Source organism: Candidatus Manganitrophus morganii (assembly GCA_021651055.1).
Lineage (GTDB): Bacteria > Nitrospirota > Nitrospiria > SBBL01 > Manganitrophaceae > Manganitrophus > Manganitrophus morganii.
The window spans coordinates 2,258,198-2,277,856 of the sequence record JAJHOH010000001.1 but is presented as its reverse complement, the minus strand read 5'-3'; the positions used below and the strand labels follow the sequence as shown (position 1 = coordinate 2,277,856).

The window sequence follows — 19,659 nt, the reverse complement described above, 5'->3', positions numbered from 1 at the left end:
AGTTAGGGGGAACAAACGGAAGAGATTACGCGGTGAGCACGCCGTCCGCTTTTTCTTCCTGCTTTTGACCCTTCGCCTTTTTCGATCCCTTGTCAGGGTCGGAGAAGACCATCTCGTTGATGGCGGCGCCGGCAGGAATCATGGGGTAGCAGTTTTCTTCTTGATCCACCTGAAAATCGATCACGACCGGTCCGCTGGCGGCGAGTCCTTCTTTCAGAACATCGTCCACCTCGCTCACCTCCGTGGCGCGAAGCCCGACGGCGCCGAAAGCTTCGGCCAACTTAACGAAATCGGGAGAGTCCCCCATGAAGCTTGAGGAATATCGCCCATCATAGAAAAGCTGTTGCCATTGACGGACCATTCCCAGATATTTATTGTTGATGATGGCGACTTTCACCGGCAGCTTGTACTGGACCGCGGTCGCAAGCTCTTGAATATTCATAACGATGCCGCCGTCGCCGGCAATACAGACGACCTGTTCATCCGGATAGGCGCATTGGGCCCCAATCGCTGCGGGGAGTCCGTATCCCATCGTGCCGAGACCTCCTGAATTGATGAAGGTGCGGGGCCGATTGAATTTGTAGAATTGGGCCGACCACATCTGATGTTGGCCGACATCGGTGGTGATGATGGCATTTCCCTGCGTGGCCGCATAAATCTTGTCGATCACGTATTGAGGCTTGATGATCTTGTCTCCCTGTTCATAAGCGAGAGGATGTTCCTTCTTCCACGCTTCGATCTGCTCCATCCACGGCTGATGTTGTCCCAAATTTCCATTGCCGGAGGTCCGCAAAAGCTGATTGAGTTCACGGAGGACCAGCTTGGCATCACCGACGATGGGCACATGAACGGCTAGGTTCTTGTGGATCGAAGTGGGATCGATGTCGATATGGATGATCCGTGCGTTCGGGGCGAAGTCGGCGACCCGGCCGGTGACGCGATCATCGAAGCGGGCGCCGACTGCAATGATAAGATCGGAATTGTGGATCGACATGTTTGCCCAGTAGGTTCCATGCATCCCGAGCATGCCGAGAAACTGAGGATGCGTTCCCGGAAAGGCGCCGAGTCCCATCAATGTAAGGGTCACCGGGATTTTTGTGATCTCCGCCAGCTCGCGAAGCTCTTGATGCGCATCCGAGGAGAGGACTCCCCCGCCGGCATAAATGACCGGCTTTTTCGCCTTTAAAATCTCTTGGGCCGCCTGCTTAATCTGCCACTTGTTTCCTTTGTAAACAGGGGAATAACTTCGGATATAAACTTTATCAGGATACTTAAACTCGGTTTTTGCCAACACAACATCTTTCGGAAGGTCGACCAAAACCGGCCCGGGTCTTCCGGAAGTGGCGATGTAGAAGGCCTCTTTAATCGCCTGGGCCAGATCATTTACATCTTTCACCAGAATATTGTACTTCGTACAGGGACGCGTAATGCCGACCACATCCGCTTCTTGGAAGGCATCATTGCCGATCATTTTCGTCGGGACCTGACCCGTCAGAATAACCAAGGGGGTTGAATCCATATAGGCGTCGACGATACCGGTGACGGTATTCGTGGCGCCGGGACCGGAGGTCACCAAAACCACGCCCGGCTTTCCTGTCGCCCGGGCATATCCTTCCGCCATGTGTGTTCCCCCCTGCTCATGCCGGCAGAGAACGACCTGGAGATCCTTTTCGTCATAGAGAACATCGAAGACAGGAAGATTGACCCCTCCCGGATAGGCAAAAACAACCTTGACCCCTTCCCGCTTGAGGCACTCAATCAGAATTTGTGATCCCGACAATTTCATTGCGATTCTCCTTTGGTCTCGGCCCGGTGGTTTTTTATCGGCCCTTACCTTCAAAAAAATGCGAACGGCTGACCGCGCCTTTACCGAGTCTTCTAAGTTTCATACCTTTACAAGTACTTTATATTTAAAGGGAATAAGAGTTACGATGATAACATGAGAGTAATATTATTACCATAGCCCGGAGGGGGAGTCAACCGGAAATATTTGGGAAATCAATGTGGATAGAGCGGAAAGGAATGAACTATTCCTTAGGAAGGTATTGAAGAGGGTCCCCTTTTGAAATCGGTTCAGAGCTCAGGGTGATCCGGGCGGTGGCCGTCTCCTTCTGGCTGGTGAGAACCAGAAGACGTCCTACGCTCCGCTTTGGAATACGGCCGGCGCCGGCTTTTTCTCCGCCGTGGATAATTTCAAACTGATCCCCGGGGAGAATGCCACTCTTCCATCCCTGGTCGATGTAGACGATGTCATGCTCTCCATTACTTAAACGATCGTCACGCACTTCAGCGATCACTCCCCCCTTTTTATCGGAAGAGACCTGCTCGGAAGGGGTTGAAGAACGGATGAGGGCTCCGAGTGCCGCGATCTCATCATCCATTGAAATGGCCTCTTTCGAATGGACAACCTGAGCGGTCGCAGTATCCTCATTGCGCTCGATGACCTTGATTGCTCCGGTAATTTCAATCAGATCTCCCAGCAATTTTCCCGTTTTGGGATGGTGGACCTTCTTTATTTTACGATAGAGCACCCATTCATCGGAAGCGGTTTCCGCTTTTGAAAGCTGGAGATAAACGATATCCCCTCGAGAAAAAATGGTCTTCGAATCCTTTGCCCCGACGAGTTTTCCGTCTGCCTTTAGATCCTGCACGACCATTCCGTTCGAGAGAGAGGACCAAAAATCGACCTTTCTGGGCGAAGCGATCTCATTTTCGACCAGCTCCGAGAGGGGCGACATCGGCACCTCCGCAGGGATCTCTTCCGCCGACAGGTTGAAAATGCCGATGGAGATAAGAAAAACAAGTGAGATCACCGGAGCCATCCGCTGAAAAAACCGCTTTCTCAATGCCATTTTGTCCTCCTTGCCGTCTTTGGAGAAAGATATCAAATAATCGCGAATTGTCAAGAAAGAGGATCTTCCCCCGACCCGGCCTCCTTGCCGAGGCCCAGCATTGTTTTTGGAAAGAAAGATATGTTAACATGACGGCGCATTTTATTGGGAAAATGGATGAAGCCGCTCTCTTTGTCAATCCGCTTGATTCTTTGGTGCTCCCTTTTTGTTGCCGTTGGATGCAGTCGGGGTGAAACGGTCCTCTCCGTCACACTGAATACCCGCAATCCGGACACGGTCTATGTCGGCACAACGGGGGGTGGATTCTACAAAAGTACCGACCGCGGAGGGACCTTTCAAAGAATGAGCAACGGCTTGACCTCCTACAATATCACCTCTATTGCGGTGAATCCCTCCCTGACTACGATTCTTTACGCCGGCTCATTTGGAGACGCCGTCTATCGAAGCATCGACAGCGGCCGGAATTGGATGATCATCAATACCGGTCTGGATGATAATGTCGGGACGCAGGCGGTGAATGCCGTTGTCTCCAACCCTTTTATCTCGGACATTCTTTATGTCGGAACGAACCATGGCGTTTACAAAAGTATGGACGGCGGGGGAGAGTGGAAATCGGCCAACATGGGTGTCGCCAACCGGTTCGTGATCGCCCTGGTGATGGACCCCCGGAATCACAGCATCCTGATGGCGGGGACAAACGAAGGGATTTTTAAGACGGAAAATGCCGCCAAGACGTGGCGATTGGTCCATCCGGAGACGAAAAAATGGGCGGTGAATGCGGTCGTTTTCGACAAGTCCGATCCGAACATCGTCTATGCCGGGACAAATCAGGGGGTCTTTAAGACGACCGATCAAGGGAACACATGGCAGCCGCAAAACAACGGCCTCGCGAACAGGTTTATCGTCACCCTTCTCATCCATCCGGAAAAGACACAGGTCCTCTACGCCGGCAATCAAGACGGTATTTATAAAACAGTGAACGGCACCGAATCGTGGGCGCCCCTCGCCGGCTCACCGCGCTCCGTCACTTCCTTGTCGATTCATCCCCAATCGCCCGAGATCCTCTTCGCAGGGACCACACGCGGTCTTTATCGGAGCACCGATGCCGGCGCCCGCTGGGAGCAAATGAAGTTGCGTTGAGATCGAAAAACCCTCGAACAAAGTGAACGTTCATTTATCTTCATAAAGGAGCACGATTGAAATATTTTTCAAGCAAAAAGATTTGGCAGTGGACCCTCCTCGCATTTCTCTTCACCGGCTGCAGACCCCCTTCTCCCGTCCCGGATGCGCCCGGCTCCCCGACCGGGTGGGAAACCCAAAACAGCGGCATCCAGGCCTCATTGGGCGGCATCTACTTCTTGGATGCTCAAAACGGCTGGCTGACCGGAAATAAGGGGATCATTCTTCACACGACGGACGGCGGCCAGCATTGGTCGGTGCAGGAAACCGGCACACAGACGCTGCTGGTTTCGATCTTCTTCGTCACCCCGAAGCGGGGATGGGCGGTCGGAGAAAAAGGGCTGATTCTCTTCACCGAGGACGGCGGACAGAAATGGGAGCTACAAAAATGGGCGCTTCAGGACGGCAGTCAACTGAAGAAGAATCTGTTGCATGTCTTCTTCGCCAGCCCGGACCAAGGATGGGTGACCGGCGAGAAGGGACTCCTCCTCTCCACCACCGACGGCGGGCAACATTGGGTATCGGCCGAGGTCAAGCCGGCGGTTTCTTTTAATTCCATTTATTTCGTTAATCAGAAGCAAGGGTGGATCACAGGGGACGCCGGGAACATCTTTTATACGGAAGACGGCGGCGTCAATTGGACTCGGCAGGAGTCGGGAACGCAGAAGGATCTTCACCGTATCTTCTTTTCACGGCCCGAGATCGGCTGGGCGGTGGGGGGCGCCGGAACCATTCTCCACACCAAAGACGGCGGAAAAAGTTGGTCTCCCCAAACGAGCGGGGTGCCGAGCTTTCTGCTCGGCCTCTTCTTTATCAATGATCAGGTCGGCTGGGTCGTCGGCGCTTCGGGGACGATCTTGAATACAAAGGATGGAGGAGCCACCTGGCAGCAGCAGGTTTCCGGAACGATTAATTTCTTGACCAACGTCTTCTTCGTCGACCCTCAGGTCGGCTGGGTCATCGGGATCAAAGGGACTATCTTCCATACGAAGCGGGGCGGCGAGCCCCCGCCCATCGAGGCGAAGGAAGTCAAAGCGGAAGAAGAAAAGAAGTGAGCGTCAACGAGGTCGGCGTAAAACCAGAATCGCCCCTTTCCGAAAAATTCCCGCAGGAGGCGGGCGCGCCTGCGGAGAAGATCTACCGGTGTGATCTTTGCGGAGCGCCGATGCTCGATCTTCACTGTAAGCTGATCTGCCGTCGGTGCGGCTTCAAGCGCGACTGCTCCGATCCTTAAATTCGTTATGTCTTCAGCTTTCGCCCGAGCGTCTTCTCCACACTGGCCACTTTGCTCGTCAGCCGCCCCGTTTTTCCCTTGCGATAATCGATCTTGATCACCGTCGAGACCCGATCGCAATCTTCCTTCATCCGCTCCCAGCAGGCCTTCACGACACCGAGCACCTCTTCCCAGGGACCTTCGATCACCGTCCCCATCGGGTTGAGACGATACTCCAAGCCGCTCTTGTCGATAATTTCCAGCGATCGGGAGACATACTCGCTGACGCTCTCCCCTTGGGTAAGCGGAGACATGGAGAATTCGAGCAAAATGGTTTCATCTTTTTCTTTCCGGCTTGCCACGTGACCTCCCTCGATCTTGAAATGAACTGCGCTACTCTTTTGGAAAGACCTGTGTAAACGGTTTAATCTCGTATCGGGAAAACACCCCTCCTGAAACATACGGGTCTGCCTCCCCCCAAGCAACCGCCTCTTCTAAAGAGCCTGCCTCAAAGACGATGAGACTTCCACTCTTGTCCCCGAAGGGGCCTGCCAAGATTAATTTCTTTTCAGCCGTCAACTTCTCCAGACGCTCCAAATGGGATGGGCGAAGCTGTTTTCTTAATTCAGCGCCATCCGGGCCATCCAACCCGATCATCACAAATTTCATCAAACGCTCTCCTGCTTTCCGGATCGGGTGTGACCCCTTTTACGGTACAAGACGGTAGAACGGAAGGGGGGATACTTGCGCGGTCTTTCGGATCTGAGCGATCTCCACCTCGACCTCGGTGCCGGGAATCGCGATCTGAGGCCGCACGTAGCCCATCGCAACGATCTTTCCCGCAGAGGGAGACCAGGTTGCGCTGGTAATCCAGCCGAGTTCCTTCTCCCCTTGGAAGATCTTGTCCTCTCTTTTGGGAAGATCCGACCCTTCGATCGTCAATCCCATGAGCTGTTTGTTCACATGACCGTAGGTCTGGATGCGGGCCATGACCTCTTGGCCGGGATAGCACCCCTTGGTATAGCTGATCGCTTCCTTCTCAAGGCCCGCTTCAATCGGAATGATATGCTCATCGATGTCGATCCCATACCGGGGTTTTCCCGCCTCAATCCGCAAGATCTCGAGGGCGGTTTGGCCGAAGGGCTGAAGGCCGAACGCGCCGCCCGCCGAAAAAAGGCCTTCCCATAATTTCTCCAGCCCCTCCGCCGGAAGATAGAGATGGTAGTCTTCCCCTCCCGTCGTCGATTGTTTGACGCAAAGGAGGGCCGCTCCGTCGCGCTCGCTTTGAAAGAACGATTTTTCTTCATGGATCGGAAGCGGACCGAGGAGCGCTTCGAGGAGCGGCCGGGCCTGGGGGCCGGATACAAGGAGTCGCCCCCAAGCGGGGGTTTCAATCTTGATCTGGGATCGGAACTTAAACCGCATCAGCTGATCGCGTGTTTTTTCCGCGTTCGTCCACTCCACATCCATCAGAAAGGCCTCGGGGAGCAGGTAGAGATGGAAGTCGGAGAGGACCCTCCCTTTGGCCGTCAGGAGGGTGGCATAGAGTCCTTTTCCCTGTTGCAACGGATTGAGATCGTTGCTGATGATATTTTGCAGAAAAGGAATGCGGTCTTTCCCGGTGATCAGAAAGGGAGTCTGATGCGAAAGATCGGCCACGCCGACCTTCCGTCGGACGGCTTGATATTCCGAGAGAGCATCTCCGTAATCGGACGGAAGCTCCCATTCGCCATAAGACGAGAAACGGGCGCCCCGCTGTTGGTGTTTGGCCTGTAAAGGCAGCGTCGGCATGGATCTCCCTTGAAAAGCGGTTTAATAAGTTAAAAATCATACCACGCCCGGGAAGACCGGGTCAAATCGAGGCTTTTCGTAAAGCTTGACTCTCCCCTTAGAATTCAGATATCTTAAAACATAAGGAAGTTTTAGAGGTGTCTGACAAAATGAGAGAATCTGCGATCAAGAAATCCCATCTTGCCCTCGTTCGAAGCGAGATCCGCCTCCTCATCGTCGATGATGAGGCCCTTACGCGAAAAGGACTGATCTCTCTCTTCCATCTCCAGAAGGGAATGAAAGTGGTCGGCGAAGCGCAGCACGGCATCGAGGCGGCGGAGCGAGCCAAGGAGCTCAAGCCCGATGTGGTTCTGATGGATTCGCAAATGCCGGTCTGTGACGGTCTGAAGGGAATCGGCCTGATCCGGGAAGCCCATCCGGCCGCGAATATCATCATTCTCGCGCTTTCGGATGAAGAGTCGAATATCTTCGCCGCGATGCGGGCGGGAGCCAAGGGGTTCATCTATAAAAACATCGATCCGGAGAAGCTCTACAAATGCGTCTCCCTGGTCCATCGCGGGGAGTTGGTTTTGCCCCGGCAGATGGCCTCGAAGCTCTTTACCTCTCCCTACATCACCTCCTCGGCACCCTCCACGAACCATGGTCCCCTGACCCCGAGAGAGCGGGAAATTCTCAGTTGTCTCGGGGAAGGCGCCAGCAATAAAGAGATCGGAGCAACCTTGGGGATCTCGGAGCACACCGTCAAAATCCACCTGCGCCACATTCTTAAAAAGCTCCATCTGAATAATCGCGTCCAGGCCGCTATTTTCGCCCTGAAGGAACGGACCTTGCCGCCGGAGGTACCACCACAGACGGATTCAAAAAGGGAAGGGGCCAATCCAACGATTTAAATCCTTCCCGATCACATCCCGGAGGTTGACTTTCGACGAGGGTCTCCCGGGGTTCTCGTTTTTAAACCCTCACTCATTTGATTCATGGACAACGCCAGCAACGCCTCGGAGAGCGGATCTTGGCAAACATTGCTCCAAGTTGCCAATCGCCTCTTTCAGGCGCGACGATTCAATGAAGTCCTCTACCAGGTCGTCCGCGAAATTGCACACCGGATCGAAGTGGTCCGCTGCTCTATTATTTTCGTCGATGAGCGAAAAGAGACCGCCTACGTTGTCGCGACACACGAGACGCCGGAAGCGAAGCGGATCCCCCTCGATCTAAAAAAGTATCCTGAGATTGTACACGCGGTCCACGCCCGGGAACCGATCTTTATCCCCGATGTGTTGAGTCATGCCATGTTGGCTCCCTTCGAGGAGGTATTGCGGGGAGTCTCCCTCGGTTCAATTCTGATTCACCCCCTGATCCAGGAAGAGAAGGTCCTCGGGAATCTGATCTTGAGGATCTCGGGCGCCCGAACCTTTACACCGGAGGAGCTTCAGTTGACGGCCTGGGTCGCTCAGCTGGCGCCGGCCGCCATCCGAAACGCCCATCACTACGAAAGCCTTCTCCAAGAGAAGAACGACCTGGAACGGCTGGCGATGATCGATTTTCTGACCGACACCTACAATCACCGCTACTTCAGCGCCCGGCTGGAGGAAGAGTTCAACCGGGCCGTTCGCTACAGCCTCTCCCTCTCCTGTATCTTGCTCGATATCGACGATTTCAAATGGGTCAACGACACCTACGGCCACCGGCGGGGAGATACGATTTTAAGAGAGGTGGCATCGGTGATCAAAGGAACGATCCGGAAGACCGATTTCCTGGCGCGATACGGGGGAGAGGAGTTTGTCATCATCCTTCCTCAGACCGATCTGGCCGGCGCTTATCAAGAGGGAGAGCGAATCCGTCAGGCGGTTCGGAGCCACTCTTATGGCGAGACGAATCAAACGAAAAGGATTACCCTCAGTCTCGGTGTCGCAGCCTTCCCCGGCCGGACGATCGCGACAGTCGATGATCTGATCCGGGCCGCCGATTCGGCCCTCTACCAAGCGAAGCGCCAGGGAAAAGACCGAACCGAGGCGTTTGTCGCCCCCGTCTAACCAGCCCCTCTCCTTCTGATGCTTTCCAACAAGGAGGCCGGCTTAAACTTCGATGAGACCCGATTGGTTTCGAATCAAGAAACGCAACCGCTCCCGCCAAAGGGGATTCCGAAGCGCATGAAGGTGATATTGACCCGACTCCCGAATCGACATCTTGATTAAGAAGAGCGGAAAGAGCTGAGAGAAAAGCCGCGGGCTCAATTCCCATTGAAAAAAGAAACGGACCATGAGATCTTGAATTCCCCGCCGGAACCAATGCTCCTTGAAAAAGAGGTTCTCGAAAGAAAGCAGGGGGTCCCCCTCCTCTTTTCCGACCGGGAGGGAAGAGAGAAAGAAGAAAAGATCATCAAACGGCGATCCCTTTTTTTGGGAGAAGCTCCAATCGCACATCGAGAGGGAAGCGCCGTCGGTCAACATGTTCCCAAGCCAAAAATCACCATGCTGGCCGGTGATCGGAATCGCCGTTCGCTTCCATTCTTCCCAACCTTTTGAATGCTCGTTCAAGAAATGCGCTTCCGAAGCATCGACCGGATAGAGCGAGCGATACTGCTCGATCGGTCCCCTCACCTCTTCTTCAATCCAACTTTCGGTGACCTCCACCGTCCCCTCCTGCGTCTCCTTCTGAAATTGCAGAAGCCAGGCGAGAACGCTCTCGAGCATCCTGTCGATCTCCCTTTGGTGCGCAACCCCTTCATCAGGTTTCACCACAGCGGGAAGGCTCTTCCCCTTGAGTCCCGTCTCGACGAAGAGAAACCGCCCCGGATCTTCCCGGCTCAAGAGCGGCTTGGGAATGGTCGCTCGAAACGTCGGCGTAAGCCGATGGTAGAAGTAGAGCAGGTTTTCATACTCCTGCGTCAGCATCGAGGTGGTCTGGTGATCCCGGGAAACCTTGACCACCCATCTCGGCGTGGAGCCGTTCTGATCGAAGAGCAAGAAGACCACCGGTTGTGCGGTGGGGTTTTTCTTCGAACCGGCCGTCTTGGTAAAGTAGAGGGCGCGGGGGGGGAAAAAAGGAATCTCCCAGCGAGGTCCGTTTTCAACGATCACTTTTTCGATTTCTTTAAGCATAGGGTCCTTCCTTCCAAGCAATGATGCTGAAATGAGGGGAGAAGAAAGAGGTGACGCCGAGCGATGTCCCCATGAGAGCGAGCTTCTTCTTGATTTTTCCCAAGCGAGAGCTGGGGGAGATGGCGTGGTTCAGATAAAACCGCAGCGGCGCGGGATGATCGAGCGACACGAGCTCCACCGGCCGGTTGTATCCCGGGACCGGCATAAAGAACTGGTTGTCGACGAACCCCGACTCCTCCAGAAGCTTTCGATAGCCTCCCTTCCCGTAGGTGTAGGTCCGATAGCTGCTGTAAGCGCGGCTCACCCGGTAAGGCTGCTTGATATAAAACCGGCAGCAGAGATCGGCCATCCAACGGGGCATCAGGCTGGTGTACTTCAATCCGCTGTGATCCTTTTCACCTAAAAAATTGTCGAAGCCGAAGCGGTTTTCAATCCCGATGTAGACCGCTCCCCCCGGCTTGAGCAGTCGATGGAGCTGCTCCAGGAAGCGTTTCTGAAGGACCCGCGGATTTTCGTTGTAATCGGCCAATCCGACCCATTCCAGATAGCCGTTCACGATGATGAAATCGAATGTTCCCGGCGCGAAGGGGAGGTTCAGCCCGCTGGCGATCGCCACCTCCATGTTGTCGAGCCCTTCTTGTGCCCGGCGGGTTTCGATGAATTTGGCCCGTTCCGCAATCAGTTCCACCGCCGTGATCGAGCCGCAGTGCGGTTGCAGGCCGAAGGAGATCGTTCCGAAGCCGGCCCCGACATCGAGCACCTTCGAATGGGGAAGGAGGGGAAGCACAAAACGGAAGTCGGCCCGCGCCTCATCGGTCATATAATCATAGATGCTCGGATAAGCCTTGGCGACCTTTTCATCGAGCGCCTTCTTCCAGCCGGCTTTCCGGGCCAGATCGTTGATTTGGATCATCTCTTTTTCGGGGATCTCTCCCCAATAATAATCGCTGGCCGCGAAACAGGGTATCCCATCGACCTCCTTCCAGGTAAATCGGCACTCTTTGCAGGAGAGGGCGCCGTCGTGCGGAAGGGGATGGAAGCAATGAGGGCAAGCCAGTGTCGATTCTTTCCGGATTCGTTGGGTTGCCGGTAACGGCAGGTCTTTCTTCAATGCGCTTTGAAACATCTCGATTACCTCATGGAATATGTGCGCGATTTAGGAGTGAGGAGAACGGAGTTCCCTCTCGTCGCAAGACGACCTCCAGATCGAAGGAGCTCCGTTCATGAACAGGAACGGTAATTTGCAAGGAGTGTACCGGTCTATTTACAAAGTTTTAACATTCCCTTTACAGGCAGGGCCGGCCCGGCCGATTGGAAAGAGAGCGAGGCTTGCATTTATTTTGCATTTTATTGCAATTTGATTATAATGATTCGGTTTGTCGGAAGGGGCCGACGGGAGAGAGATGCTCTACTATATTTTATTCAACACATTCCTGGTTGCGCTCGGCTGCGTTCTTCCCTGGATTCATCCCGGTCTGTTCGTCGTCGGCCTTCGGGGAATCGACATGATCGATGGGAAAATTGCCTTGGGCCTGGCTCTAATTGGACTTCTTGCAGCCTCTTACCAGCTTCTCCAGAAAAGGGGGCGTTTTTACTGGGTCTATGGTCTGATCGGCTTTTTAATCCTGATGATTGCAACGCTCGACCTATACACCTTCTACCAGAATCGCTACCCAATCGGCCCGGGGATTTACCTGGTTGCCCTGGGAGGGCTTCAACTCACCGGCGCCTACATCCTCTTTTTACTTCGGCAGGGGAAAGGGGCCTCTCCCCCGCCATAAGCGCGCACTCACACAGATCTTCCCCCCTGTTTATTCCGGCTGATCAATCTGGAACGTATCAATCACCGCCCCGGTGATATCGATCGCTTTCAACCTGAGTGTATTGGCAGTCACATCGACCGAGACAAATTCATGGGTCGCGCTTGAAATCACGGTCCGCGCATTCCGCCCCACCGGATAAAGCGGCGCTCCCCCCCCGCCGGTCACGACGTAGGTCACCCCATTGATCGGAACGGTCCGCTCATAGCCGTGGGCATGGCCGTTGAACACCAGATCGACGCCGTATTGCTCGAAGAGGGGAACCCAGTGTGATTGAACCGAGGGGGTGTCTCCATATTCCGCGCTGCTGAAGGCGGGGTGATGGAAGTAGACGATCTTCCACCGGGCGGGGGCCTTCAGCGCCGTTTCCAGCCATCTCTTTTGCGCCGGGTCGGCCACTTTGTTGCTGTCGAGGCCGATGACATGCGTCTCCCCCCAGAAGAAGTCGTAGTAGAAATTCCCCCGAGGAAGATAGAAATTTTGTTTAAACGGTTTTCCGCCATCGGTCACGATATCATGATTGCCGGGGACCGGGAAAAAGGGAAGATGGTCGATCAGTCCGGCATACGGTTGAAAGTAGCCCCGATCATACTCGGTATCGGCCCCTTTATCATAGATGACATCCCCCGCGATCAGGGCGAAGTCGAACGACCGGCTTTTCATCACCTCCGCCAAACGCTTCTGATGGACGCTCCCCGTTCCGCTGTCGGCGAACGCGATAAAGGAGGTTTCGCTCCCCTGCGCCGGCGCGGTGGTGAAGGTGGCGACCGGCCCGAAGCGCTCCCCGTCGATCGCGACCTCGTAGGAGTAGGTCGTCTCCGGGGTGAGACCGGAGAGAAGGGCGAAGTGCTGGTCTTGGACCGTCCGATCGGTCAGGGCCTCGTTGCGCTCCTCTCCCGGTCCCCAACGGACCGTCCCGCTGGGGCTGCAACGCCAGGCGATCACCGCCGATTGGGAAGAGACCCAAGCGAGGTAAGGCCGCCGGGGAGAGGCGCTGCAGATGATCCCTTTCGGAAGAAGGGAAGAGACCGTGACCGTCGCCTCTCCTTTCAGAGAGGGATCGGATCGGCCGGTCGCCGTCACATGGTAGGTTCCCGCCGCCGTCGGGGCGGTGTATTCCCCTTCTTCCGTAATGGCGCCGCCCCCTTGCTCCCGAACACTCCAGAAGAAGGTCTTGTCGGGGGCCTCCGTGACCTCCGCGGAAAAGCGCGCCTTCCCGCCGGGGCCGAGAAACCGGGCGGCCGGCTGGACCCGGATCGCCCCCTGCGAGATCACCGTCACCTCCGTTGCAGCCCATCGGGCTTCATCGCTCCGGGAGGTTGCAATCAGATGATAGGTACCGGGCCGGGCGGGGGCGGTATAGATCCCGTCGTTCGTAATCGATCCCCCCGCCTCCCCTTCCTCAATACGCCACGCGACATTCGACTCGATCCCCTCCGAATCGGGGAGGGTGTCGGTCGTCGCCGAAAAATGCTGCTGTCCGCCGACCGGCAGACGGGCCCCCTCCGGTTGGATCGAGAGCGATCCCGGCGACGCGGGAAGATCTTCGGCCGGCGTATTGACGGGGGGCGCGGAGGGAAGCGCTGCGGAGGGAACGCTTTCTTCTTCTCCTCCTGCTCCTCCTGCTCCTCCTGCTCCCCCCCCTCCCCCGCACCCGACGACGAGAAAGAGCGCCGCAACGATGGAAAGGATTGACATGAACCGTGCATTGGATAAAAACCTGCTTCTTTCTTTCAAATCTAAATACATCCTAAATCCCAGATAAAATGATTTTATAAAAATGGAGCGTCCTGAGAAGGACGCTCCAGAATGGACCGGATCGAGCCGCCGAGAAGGGAGATCCCCTCCCCGGCGGGGACGCCGTCGGTCATGCCCTCTTTTTCCCGATTCTTCTCCAGAGGGAGCCCCAGAAGGGGGAAGAGAAGATCAAGAGAAACGGAATCGCCTGGCGGAAATCGGTCGGCCCGGCAGTCCGGTTCAGGCTGCATCCCCCTCCGCCGCCCCCCCCGCCGGAGGAATCGTCCTTGATTGCCGTGGTCGCATTCGGGCCGACATTGCCATTGTCCGAAAACGGTCCGGCGTCGGGAGTGGCGCCGGCGATCCGCGCAGCCATTTTTTCGCGGGCATCGTAGAAATCGAGCGGGTCCCGATTCCAGGTGTAGGTGTTCGTCACCACGAGCGCCAGCTGCTCATTGGCATACGCTTCCTCTCCCATCGTTTTTAGAAGATGAAGATACTCATAATCTTCCATCCCTTCCCGAAGGAGCTTTAAGCGGATCGACTCAATCGGGATGTGCTTCGTCCCGCCGATTTTGCTCGGCTTGCCGGGATAGTAGAGGGTGCCGTCGCCGTTTCCGCCGAAGTAGTGCTGTGTCCGCCAGGGATCGGCCTGGCCGAAGGCGTAGACCATGTCATAATAGAGCTCGCCCTGAATGTTGTATTTAAAGCTCATCCACTGCATAACCCGGCTGAACGTGGCCGGCAGATCGATCATGAAGCTTGGCCAGTCCATATGATAACCCTGCCGATCGTGTGTTCCGCCGCCGACAATGCCGCAGCCATGGGAGCCACAGGCCTGATACCACCAGACCTCCTGGCCGTATTTGCTTCTCTGGTTGCCGACGGTGGCCGCGCCGCCGGGGACCTCGCTTCCCGGCTCCCGGCCGTTCGGCTTGTTGTCCATAAACCGGATCGTCGGGATAAAAAGATCGATCACATCGGCCGCTCCCCCTTCAGTAGCGTTCTGGACGCTGGTGGTCACGGATGCCTTCAGATCGGGATCGGCCTGATGGAGCGCGTTGGCGCGGCGTCTAATCGATGCCCATTCCGAGGCTGAGTTCGGCTCATCAAGGGTATATTGGAAAAGCCGGTCGAACCATCCCTTCGCCTTGAAGTGCTGCGCGTATTCCCGCAAGAAAGCGACATCTTCCCGATGGTTGAAGTCGCGCGTCTGAATGGTGGTCTGTCTGTTGCCCGGAAGCTTGCCCCCGGGGAGGGAGACCGTTCCGTCGAGAAAAGGACCGAACGCGGCATCGAACGGCTCCCAATTAATCTTTCCGGCCCTCATTCCCCCCAACGTCTCCGGGGAGAGGAGGTAATTATCGGAAATCCGATGGAGGAGGTTCGCTTTGGAATACATCTGACTCAGCTCCAGCGCAACGCTGCCGGGGAGACCGTGACCGTTCGGGATAAGGCTGTGATCGATTGAGTAGGCCGACTTCAGCGTCGAAACCGAGGGGAGCGCAAAATCCCAGACGGTCAGTTTGATCGGAACGACCAGCGGGCTCTGCCCGGTCGCCGTGACCGTCGCCGAGCCGGTGTAGATGCCGGCGGCGGCTGTGGGAGGAATATAAATTTCAATCCAGATCGGCTGGTTCCTTCCGGCCGCCACGTTCAAGGGGAAGGCATTGCGGACCTCGCCGACATATTCATCTTTTTTCGGAATCAGCGCATCGGGCCACTCCCCCGTCGCTCCCTGGAGGGTCGAGGGGGTCGTGACGTTGATGAAGGCTTCTTTATAGATCATGATGCGGTCGGCCGGGATCGTGTTGCCGCGGCCGTCGGCCAGATCGCTCACATTCACATCAACCCCCGAAAGGGCGCCATTGCCCGCCGTCACCACGAGTTGGAACGATTCGAATTCATTTCGCGCCCCCTTCATCTCCGCGGAGACCTGATCGGTTTTCGGGGGGGTATTGGGACGGATCTTCACGGTCGCATGGTCGGTCCAAACGGTCATGGCATTGGCCGCAACGGCCGTCGCGAATAAAATCATAAAAAGGTGAAATACAATGTGGGTGATCGGCGAAAAGCGCTTCTTTGTTTCCATGTCTCCTCCTTGCTGCGTCGATGACAATCGATTTCAAGCCGAAATTGCCGAACGATCTGAAATGGACAATCTTGGCTCGATCGAGGTGGCAGCCTCTCTCCCAGTTAGACAGAGAGGTCCGTTTTTGAAGAGGCGTCCCCTCTCAGCGAGAAAGAACGCCTTTCACGGGGGTAATTCGCTTTTTTTTGACGAGATATTGAGGGGGGAAAAAGGAGTGGATCGATTGCGTGGTTCGTTGAATCATCAATTGAATCATCATGGGCTGCATTTCTCCATGGAGGACTCGATGAGGGTTCGGATGGTCGGCACCAGGGTGCGGACCATCTCCTCTTTGGCCAGGAAGGTCACACCGAGCATCTTCGCCTGCCTAATGAGGTTTGGATTTTCAGGGATCGTCAACGCCAATAATCGGCTCTCAGGCGCCTGCATTTTGAATTCTTTCCAGATCTTCGTTGCGTGTCTCCCTGATGAAGCGAAATTAACGAGAATAATGTCGGGCTTTAACATCTCCAGGGCCATGACCGCCTCGACTTCGCTTCTCGCCTCCCAGACAATTTCGATATCCGGGGCGGTCCTCAGGAGACGCCGAAAGACCTGGATAATCCCTTCGTACTCTTCGACAATGAGCACTTTGATCTTTTTCAAACCAACCTCGTGACGTGGTAACAGCTTGCCCTAATCGGTTTGCAAGCCTACCAGATCTGGTTCAAATGACCATTGGGAAACGGCCCTAATTTACCTAAAAAAAGAGATGGACTGTGGTGTGGAGAAGGATCAAAAAAGATCGGGAGAGACCCGAAGAATGGAGAAAACAGTGGAAAGACAAAGGAAGGGAGGAAGCCCGGAACCTATTGAAAGGGCTTAATTAAGTGATTTGCAATTCATCTTCTGAAGCGCTCTTCTTGCTTGCCCAGGGGGAGTCGGCAACCCAGCCGAGGAGATCGGCCGGCGAGACCGGCCGGCTGATGTAATAACCCTGCGCCGCATCACACCCCAAGGCGACCAGCCGGTCGTAAATTTCCTGCGTCTCAATCCCCTCTGCGACAACCTTCAGACCGAGATTGTGGGCGAGATCGATGGTCGATCGGACGATCATCGCATCGTCTTTTTCGACCGCCATCTCTTTCACGAACGACTTATCGATCTTGATCTCATCGACCGGAAGCTTTTTGAGGTACCCCAACGACGAGTAGCCGGTTCCGAAGTCATCGATGGAAAGATGGACCTCCATCTTGCTCAGCTGATTCAAAATTTCCATCGCTCGGGTCGGATCGGCCATGATGACGCTTTCGGTGATCTCAAGATGGAGCCATCCCGGTCCGAGGTCGTATGCTTGGAGCAGGCGCGCGACCTGATCGGGGAGTTGGGAATCTTGCAGATTCCGGGCGGAAAGGTTGACCGCGACCGATAACTTCAATCCGGCTTGGTGCCAGGCATGACACTGCGAGAGCGCCGCCTTGAGGACCCAGAGGGTGAGCGGTTTGATCAGCCCTCCCTGCTCCGAAAGGGGAATGAATTGATCGGGAGGGACGGTTCCGCGGGAGGGATGTTGCCATCGGACCAACGCCTCCACCCCGATGATCGACCGGTTCCGAAGGTCGATCTTCGGCTGGTATTGCAGAAAAAGCTCGTTTCGATCGATGGCATGGCGCAGGTCCCCCATCAAGATCAGATGGCTGGAATTGTGCCGCTCGTGCTGCGGGGAATAGACGGCATATCCCGTGCTTTGCTGTTTTGCTTCGTACATCGCCATGTCGGCCCGGCGCAGGAGCGTATTGGCATCGTCGCCATGATCCGGGAAGAGGGAAATTCCGATGCTGGTCCCCACTTCGAGCGACAGGCAGTCGACAACGAACGGGGTTAAAAAATATCTCAAAATCTTTTCCGCGGTCAGGATCGCCCCGTCGAGGCCGATCGAGAGCAAAAGGACGGCGAATTCATCTCCTCCCAGCCGGGCGACCGTATCCGATTCACGAAGGACCTCGCGCAGGCGGGGCCCCACCTGCTGCAGCACCAGGTCGCCGTAATGATGGCCCAGGATGTTATTGATCTCTTTAAACCGGTCGAGATCCATGACGAGAAGGGCGAGTGTCTTTTTGTCACGCTTCGCCGCGAGGATCGCCTGCTGGAGGCGGTCCTGAAGGAGGGTTCGGTTGGGGAGGTCGGTCAAGGTATCGTAGTAGGCCAGATGCTGGACGGCCCGCTCGGTCCGTTTCTGTTCCTGCCGCAGCTCTGCCTCTTTCATTTCCCGCGCCACCGCGGGAACCAGCCGCGACAAATTTCCTTTCAGGATGAAGTCATGGGCGCCCGCCTTCATCGTCGCCACGGCGGTCTCTTCCCCCTGGGAGCCGGTCACGATAATACAAGGAAGATCGATTCCGCTCTCTTTCAAAACGGCCAGAACGCCCGGCGCGCTGAAGTGGGGCATGTTGTAATCGGTGATGACGAGGTCCCAGCTCTGTTTTCGGAGGGCGGCGCGCAGGGCGGACTCCGTGTCGACCCGCTCGGAGTTGACACGGTACCCGCCGCGTTCCATCTCGCGCACCAAGAGCATTTTGTCTTCTTCCGAGTCCTCGATAAACAAGACACGGAGGGGGCTTCCCATCGCTGGTGACCTCCTTATTATTCAGCGGCGCTTCACTTAAAAGGGGACCCGACGGTCCTTATTGGCGAACCACGCCAAGCGTGTCGCTCGACCAGATCCAGGTTCTCCTTAAAGGGTCAGTAAATGATATCAGGAGGTATGTTGGAGCGGCTGAAGCGTGGCGTTTGTGGTCAGGAATTGAACTTTAGTATATCGTCCGGTTTTTCTACTGTCAATGAAGGGAAGCATGGGGAGAGCCCGTCCGCATAGGAATGTCGATCGGAAGGGCCGGTCGGTGAGGCAGGGGTTCAACATGTTGAACCCTTACAGAAGCTCTCATTGCCTGATCTGGCATCGAACGCGTATCAAGCCGCCTTGGGTTGAAGTCGCCGTTGATACGCTTCGGTCGTGATCAGCTCTCTGAATTTGGTCAGGGGGATCGCCCAGCACTTCTCCAGCGCCGGGATGTCGACGCTGTAGCCGACTTCGTTGAACCAGCGATACATCACCGCCGCATCATGCCCGAACCGCTCCTCCGCCTCATCGATCGGAAGGGGCTCATACTGAATCGGCACGCCGATTTCCTTGCCCAAAAGTCCGAGCGCCTCCGGCATCGTCAGCGCATCGCCGGCCAGATCGATCTCCTGCCCGAGGAACTCCTTCGGCCGGATGAAGGCGGCCGCGGCGAAGGCGCCGATATCGTCCAGCGCAATCATCTGGAGCGTTCGGTCGGCGGCGAGGGGAAGAACCACCTTTCTCTGTTGAATCGCGGGAATCATCCAAGGAGCGGTGAAGTTCTCCATGAAGAAGACCGGCCGGAGGATCGTCGCCGGAAGACCGCTCTCCCGGAGATGCTGCTCGACCCGTCGCTTCGTCTCAAAATGAGGAATCCCGGTATTTTTATTCGCGCTTCCGACAGAGCTGAAGACAAGATGGGCGACCCCCGCCGCTTTGGCGGCATCCACCATCTCGATCCCCTGCCGAACCTCCGCTTCCAATCCCGCCTCAAAAGGGGTCGTAACGAGGAAGACCTTTTGGACCCCCCGCAAAGCCGGCTTGAGCGACGACTTGTCGGTGAGATCGCCGGCCGCCACCTCGGCCCCCAACTTCTTCAACGCATCGGCTTTGGCAGGGTGCCGAGTCAGCGCGCGGACCTTTTCTCCCTGCTGCAACAAATACCGTGCCACAATCCCTCCCTGCTGCCCCGTCGCCCCTGTGACAAGAATCGATCCTTCCGCCATGGTTGCCTCCATGAATAGTTCGACTTATATCCTTGCGGACTCGGGTCGAATG

The 19,659-nt window shown here is 55.8% G+C and carries 18 protein-coding genes; 6 read left to right on the top strand and 12 right to left on the bottom strand.

Translation table 11 applies throughout. The annotated features are described in order from the left end of the window. Positions 1–25: 25 nt before the first annotated feature. Positions 26–1,786: a biosynthetic-type acetolactate synthase large subunit gene (gene ilvB, locus MCM46_10405; GenBank protein MCG3112218.1), complete on the bottom strand. Its 1,761-nt coding sequence runs from the start codon at positions 1,784–1,786 to the stop codon at positions 26–28. A gap of 241 nt (positions 1,787–2,027) precedes the next feature. Next, the gene (locus tag MCM46_10400; protein MCG3112217.1) at positions 2,028–2,852 is read right to left on the bottom strand and encodes a hypothetical protein; all 825 of its coding nucleotides are present in this window, start codon (positions 2,850–2,852) and stop codon (positions 2,028–2,030) included. A 156-nt stretch (positions 2,853–3,008) separates the two neighbouring features. Here MCM46_10400 and MCM46_10395 point away from each other — a divergent pair, with 156 nt between their 5' ends. The 3 genes from MCM46_10395 to MCM46_10385 are packed head-to-tail and all read left to right on the top strand — an operon-like array spanning position 3,009 to position 5,265. Next, on the top strand, positions 3,009–3,992 hold the full coding sequence (locus MCM46_10395; protein ID MCG3112216.1) for a hypothetical protein: 984 nt from the start codon (positions 3,009–3,011) through the stop codon (positions 3,990–3,992). Positions 3,993–4,048: 56 nt separating this feature from the next. Next, the gene (locus tag MCM46_10390; GenBank protein ID MCG3112215.1) at positions 4,049–5,086 is read left to right on the top strand and encodes a YCF48-related protein; all 1,038 of its coding nucleotides are present in this window, start codon (positions 4,049–4,051) and stop codon (positions 5,084–5,086) included. Then, a complete protein-coding gene (locus tag MCM46_10385; protein MCG3112214.1) occupies positions 5,083–5,265 on the top strand; it encodes a hypothetical protein in 183 nt (60 codons plus the stop codon). The genes MCM46_10390 and MCM46_10385 overlap by 4 nt, the downstream gene beginning before the upstream one ends. A 5-nt stretch (positions 5,266–5,270) precedes the next feature. Here the strand turns inward: MCM46_10385 and MCM46_10380 are convergent, their stop codons facing one another. From MCM46_10380 to MCM46_10370, 3 genes are read right to left on the bottom strand one after another with little or no spacing between them, the layout of a single operon-like run. Beyond that, positions 5,271–5,606 (bottom strand): MTH1187 family thiamine-binding protein, encoded by a 336-nt coding sequence (locus tag MCM46_10380; GenBank protein ID MCG3112213.1) that lies wholly within the window; start codon positions 5,604–5,606, stop codon positions 5,271–5,273. A gap of 31 nt (positions 5,607–5,637) precedes the next feature. Beyond that, positions 5,638–5,913 carry a YciI family protein gene (locus MCM46_10375; protein MCG3112212.1) on the bottom strand — a complete coding sequence of 92 codons (276 nt, stop codon included), beginning with the start codon at positions 5,911–5,913 and terminating at the stop codon, positions 5,638–5,640. Between the two features lie 39 nt (positions 5,914–5,952). Next, positions 5,953–7,035 carry an aminomethyltransferase family protein gene (locus MCM46_10370; protein ID MCG3112211.1) on the bottom strand — a complete coding sequence of 361 codons (1,083 nt, stop codon included), beginning with the start codon at positions 7,033–7,035 and terminating at the stop codon, positions 5,953–5,955. A 137-nt stretch (positions 7,036–7,172) separates the two neighbouring features. Between MCM46_10370 and MCM46_10365 the strand changes: the two genes are divergently transcribed. Continuing rightward, the gene (locus MCM46_10365; protein MCG3112210.1) at positions 7,173–7,925 is read left to right on the top strand and encodes a response regulator transcription factor; all 753 of its coding nucleotides are present in this window, start codon (positions 7,173–7,175) and stop codon (positions 7,923–7,925) included. Positions 7,926–8,054: 129 nt separating this feature from the next. Continuing rightward, positions 8,055–9,065: a sensor domain-containing diguanylate cyclase gene (locus tag MCM46_10360; protein ID MCG3112209.1), complete on the top strand. Its 1,011-nt coding sequence runs from the start codon at positions 8,055–8,057 to the stop codon at positions 9,063–9,065. A 42-nt stretch (positions 9,066–9,107) separates the two neighbouring features. Here MCM46_10360 and MCM46_10355 read toward each other — a convergent pair whose 3' ends face one another. Next, the gene (locus MCM46_10355) at positions 9,108–10,133 is read right to left on the bottom strand and encodes a hypothetical protein (protein MCG3112208.1); all 1,026 of its coding nucleotides are present in this window, start codon (positions 10,131–10,133) and stop codon (positions 9,108–9,110) included. Beyond that, the gene (locus MCM46_10350; protein ID MCG3112207.1) at positions 10,126–11,259 is read right to left on the bottom strand and encodes a methyltransferase domain-containing protein; all 1,134 of its coding nucleotides are present in this window, start codon (positions 11,257–11,259) and stop codon (positions 10,126–10,128) included. Before MCM46_10350 ends, MCM46_10355 begins: the two co-directional genes overlap by 8 nt. 277 nt (positions 11,260–11,536) lie before the next feature. Here MCM46_10350 and MCM46_10345 point away from each other — a divergent pair, with 277 nt between their 5' ends. Next, positions 11,537–11,914 (top strand): hypothetical protein, encoded by a 378-nt coding sequence (locus MCM46_10345; protein MCG3112206.1) that lies wholly within the window; start codon positions 11,537–11,539, stop codon positions 11,912–11,914. A 30-nt stretch (positions 11,915–11,944) separates the two neighbouring features. On the opposite strand, the gene MCM46_10340 is transcribed toward MCM46_10345, so the two are convergent. The 5 genes from MCM46_10340 to MCM46_10320 form a co-directional block, all read right to left on the bottom strand. Further along, on the bottom strand, positions 11,945–13,651 hold the full coding sequence (locus MCM46_10340) for a metallophosphoesterase family protein (GenBank protein MCG3112205.1): 1,707 nt from the start codon (positions 13,649–13,651) through the stop codon (positions 11,945–11,947). Positions 13,652–13,820: 169 nt separating this feature from the next. Continuing rightward, the gene (locus MCM46_10335) at positions 13,821–15,782 is read right to left on the bottom strand and encodes a DUF4091 domain-containing protein (protein MCG3112204.1); all 1,962 of its coding nucleotides are present in this window, start codon (positions 15,780–15,782) and stop codon (positions 13,821–13,823) included. Positions 15,783–16,037: 255 nt separating this feature from the next. Further along, positions 16,038–16,427 carry a hypothetical protein gene (locus MCM46_10330; GenBank protein MCG3112203.1) on the bottom strand — a complete coding sequence of 130 codons (390 nt, stop codon included), beginning with the start codon at positions 16,425–16,427 and terminating at the stop codon, positions 16,038–16,040. Positions 16,428–16,647: 220 nt separating this feature from the next. Further along, the gene (locus MCM46_10325; GenBank protein ID MCG3112202.1) at positions 16,648–18,387 is read right to left on the bottom strand and encodes an EAL domain-containing protein; all 1,740 of its coding nucleotides are present in this window, start codon (positions 18,385–18,387) and stop codon (positions 16,648–16,650) included. A gap of 344 nt (positions 18,388–18,731) precedes the next feature. Next, a complete protein-coding gene (locus tag MCM46_10320; GenBank protein MCG3112201.1) occupies positions 18,732–19,607 on the bottom strand; it encodes an NmrA/HSCARG family protein in 876 nt (291 codons plus the stop codon). Between the last annotated feature and the right edge of the window lie 52 nt (positions 19,608–19,659).

Excerpts from the sequence above, each read along its gene's own strand:
- MCM46_10375 (MCG3112212.1), bottom strand. The coding sequence starts at position 5,913 with ATGAAATTTGTGATGATCGGGTTGGATGGCCCGGATGGCGCTGAATTA.
- MCM46_10350 (MCG3112207.1), bottom strand. The coding sequence starts at position 11,259 with ATGTTTCAAAGCGCATTGAAGAAAGACCTGCCGTTACCGGCAACCCAA.
- MCM46_10320 (MCG3112201.1), bottom strand. The coding sequence starts at position 19,607 with ATGGCGGAAGGATCGATTCTTGTCACAGGGGCGACGGGGCAGCAGGGA.
- MCM46_10325 (MCG3112202.1), bottom strand. The coding sequence starts at position 18,387 with ATGGGAAGCCCCCTCCGTGTCTTGTTTATCGAGGACTCGGAAGAAGAC.
- MCM46_10355 (MCG3112208.1), bottom strand. The coding sequence starts at position 10,133 with ATGCTTAAAGAAATCGAAAAAGTGATCGTTGAAAACGGACCTCGCTGG.
- MCM46_10395 (MCG3112216.1), top strand. The coding sequence starts at position 3,009 with ATGAAGCCGCTCTCTTTGTCAATCCGCTTGATTCTTTGGTGCTCCCTT.
- MCM46_10340 (MCG3112205.1), bottom strand. The coding sequence starts at position 13,651 with ATGTCAATCCTTTCCATCGTTGCGGCGCTCTTTCTCGTCGTCGGGTGC.
- MCM46_10335 (MCG3112204.1), bottom strand. The coding sequence starts at position 15,782 with ATGGAAACAAAGAAGCGCTTTTCGCCGATCACCCACATTGTATTTCAC.
- MCM46_10400 (MCG3112217.1), bottom strand. The coding sequence starts at position 2,852 with ATGGCATTGAGAAAGCGGTTTTTTCAGCGGATGGCTCCGGTGATCTCA.
- MCM46_10370 (MCG3112211.1), bottom strand. The coding sequence starts at position 7,035 with ATGCCGACGCTGCCTTTACAGGCCAAACACCAACAGCGGGGCGCCCGT.
- MCM46_10345 (MCG3112206.1), top strand. The coding sequence starts at position 11,537 with ATGCTCTACTATATTTTATTCAACACATTCCTGGTTGCGCTCGGCTGC.
- ilvB (MCG3112218.1), bottom strand. The coding sequence starts at position 1,786 with ATGAAATTGTCGGGATCACAAATTCTGATTGAGTGCCTCAAGCGGGAA.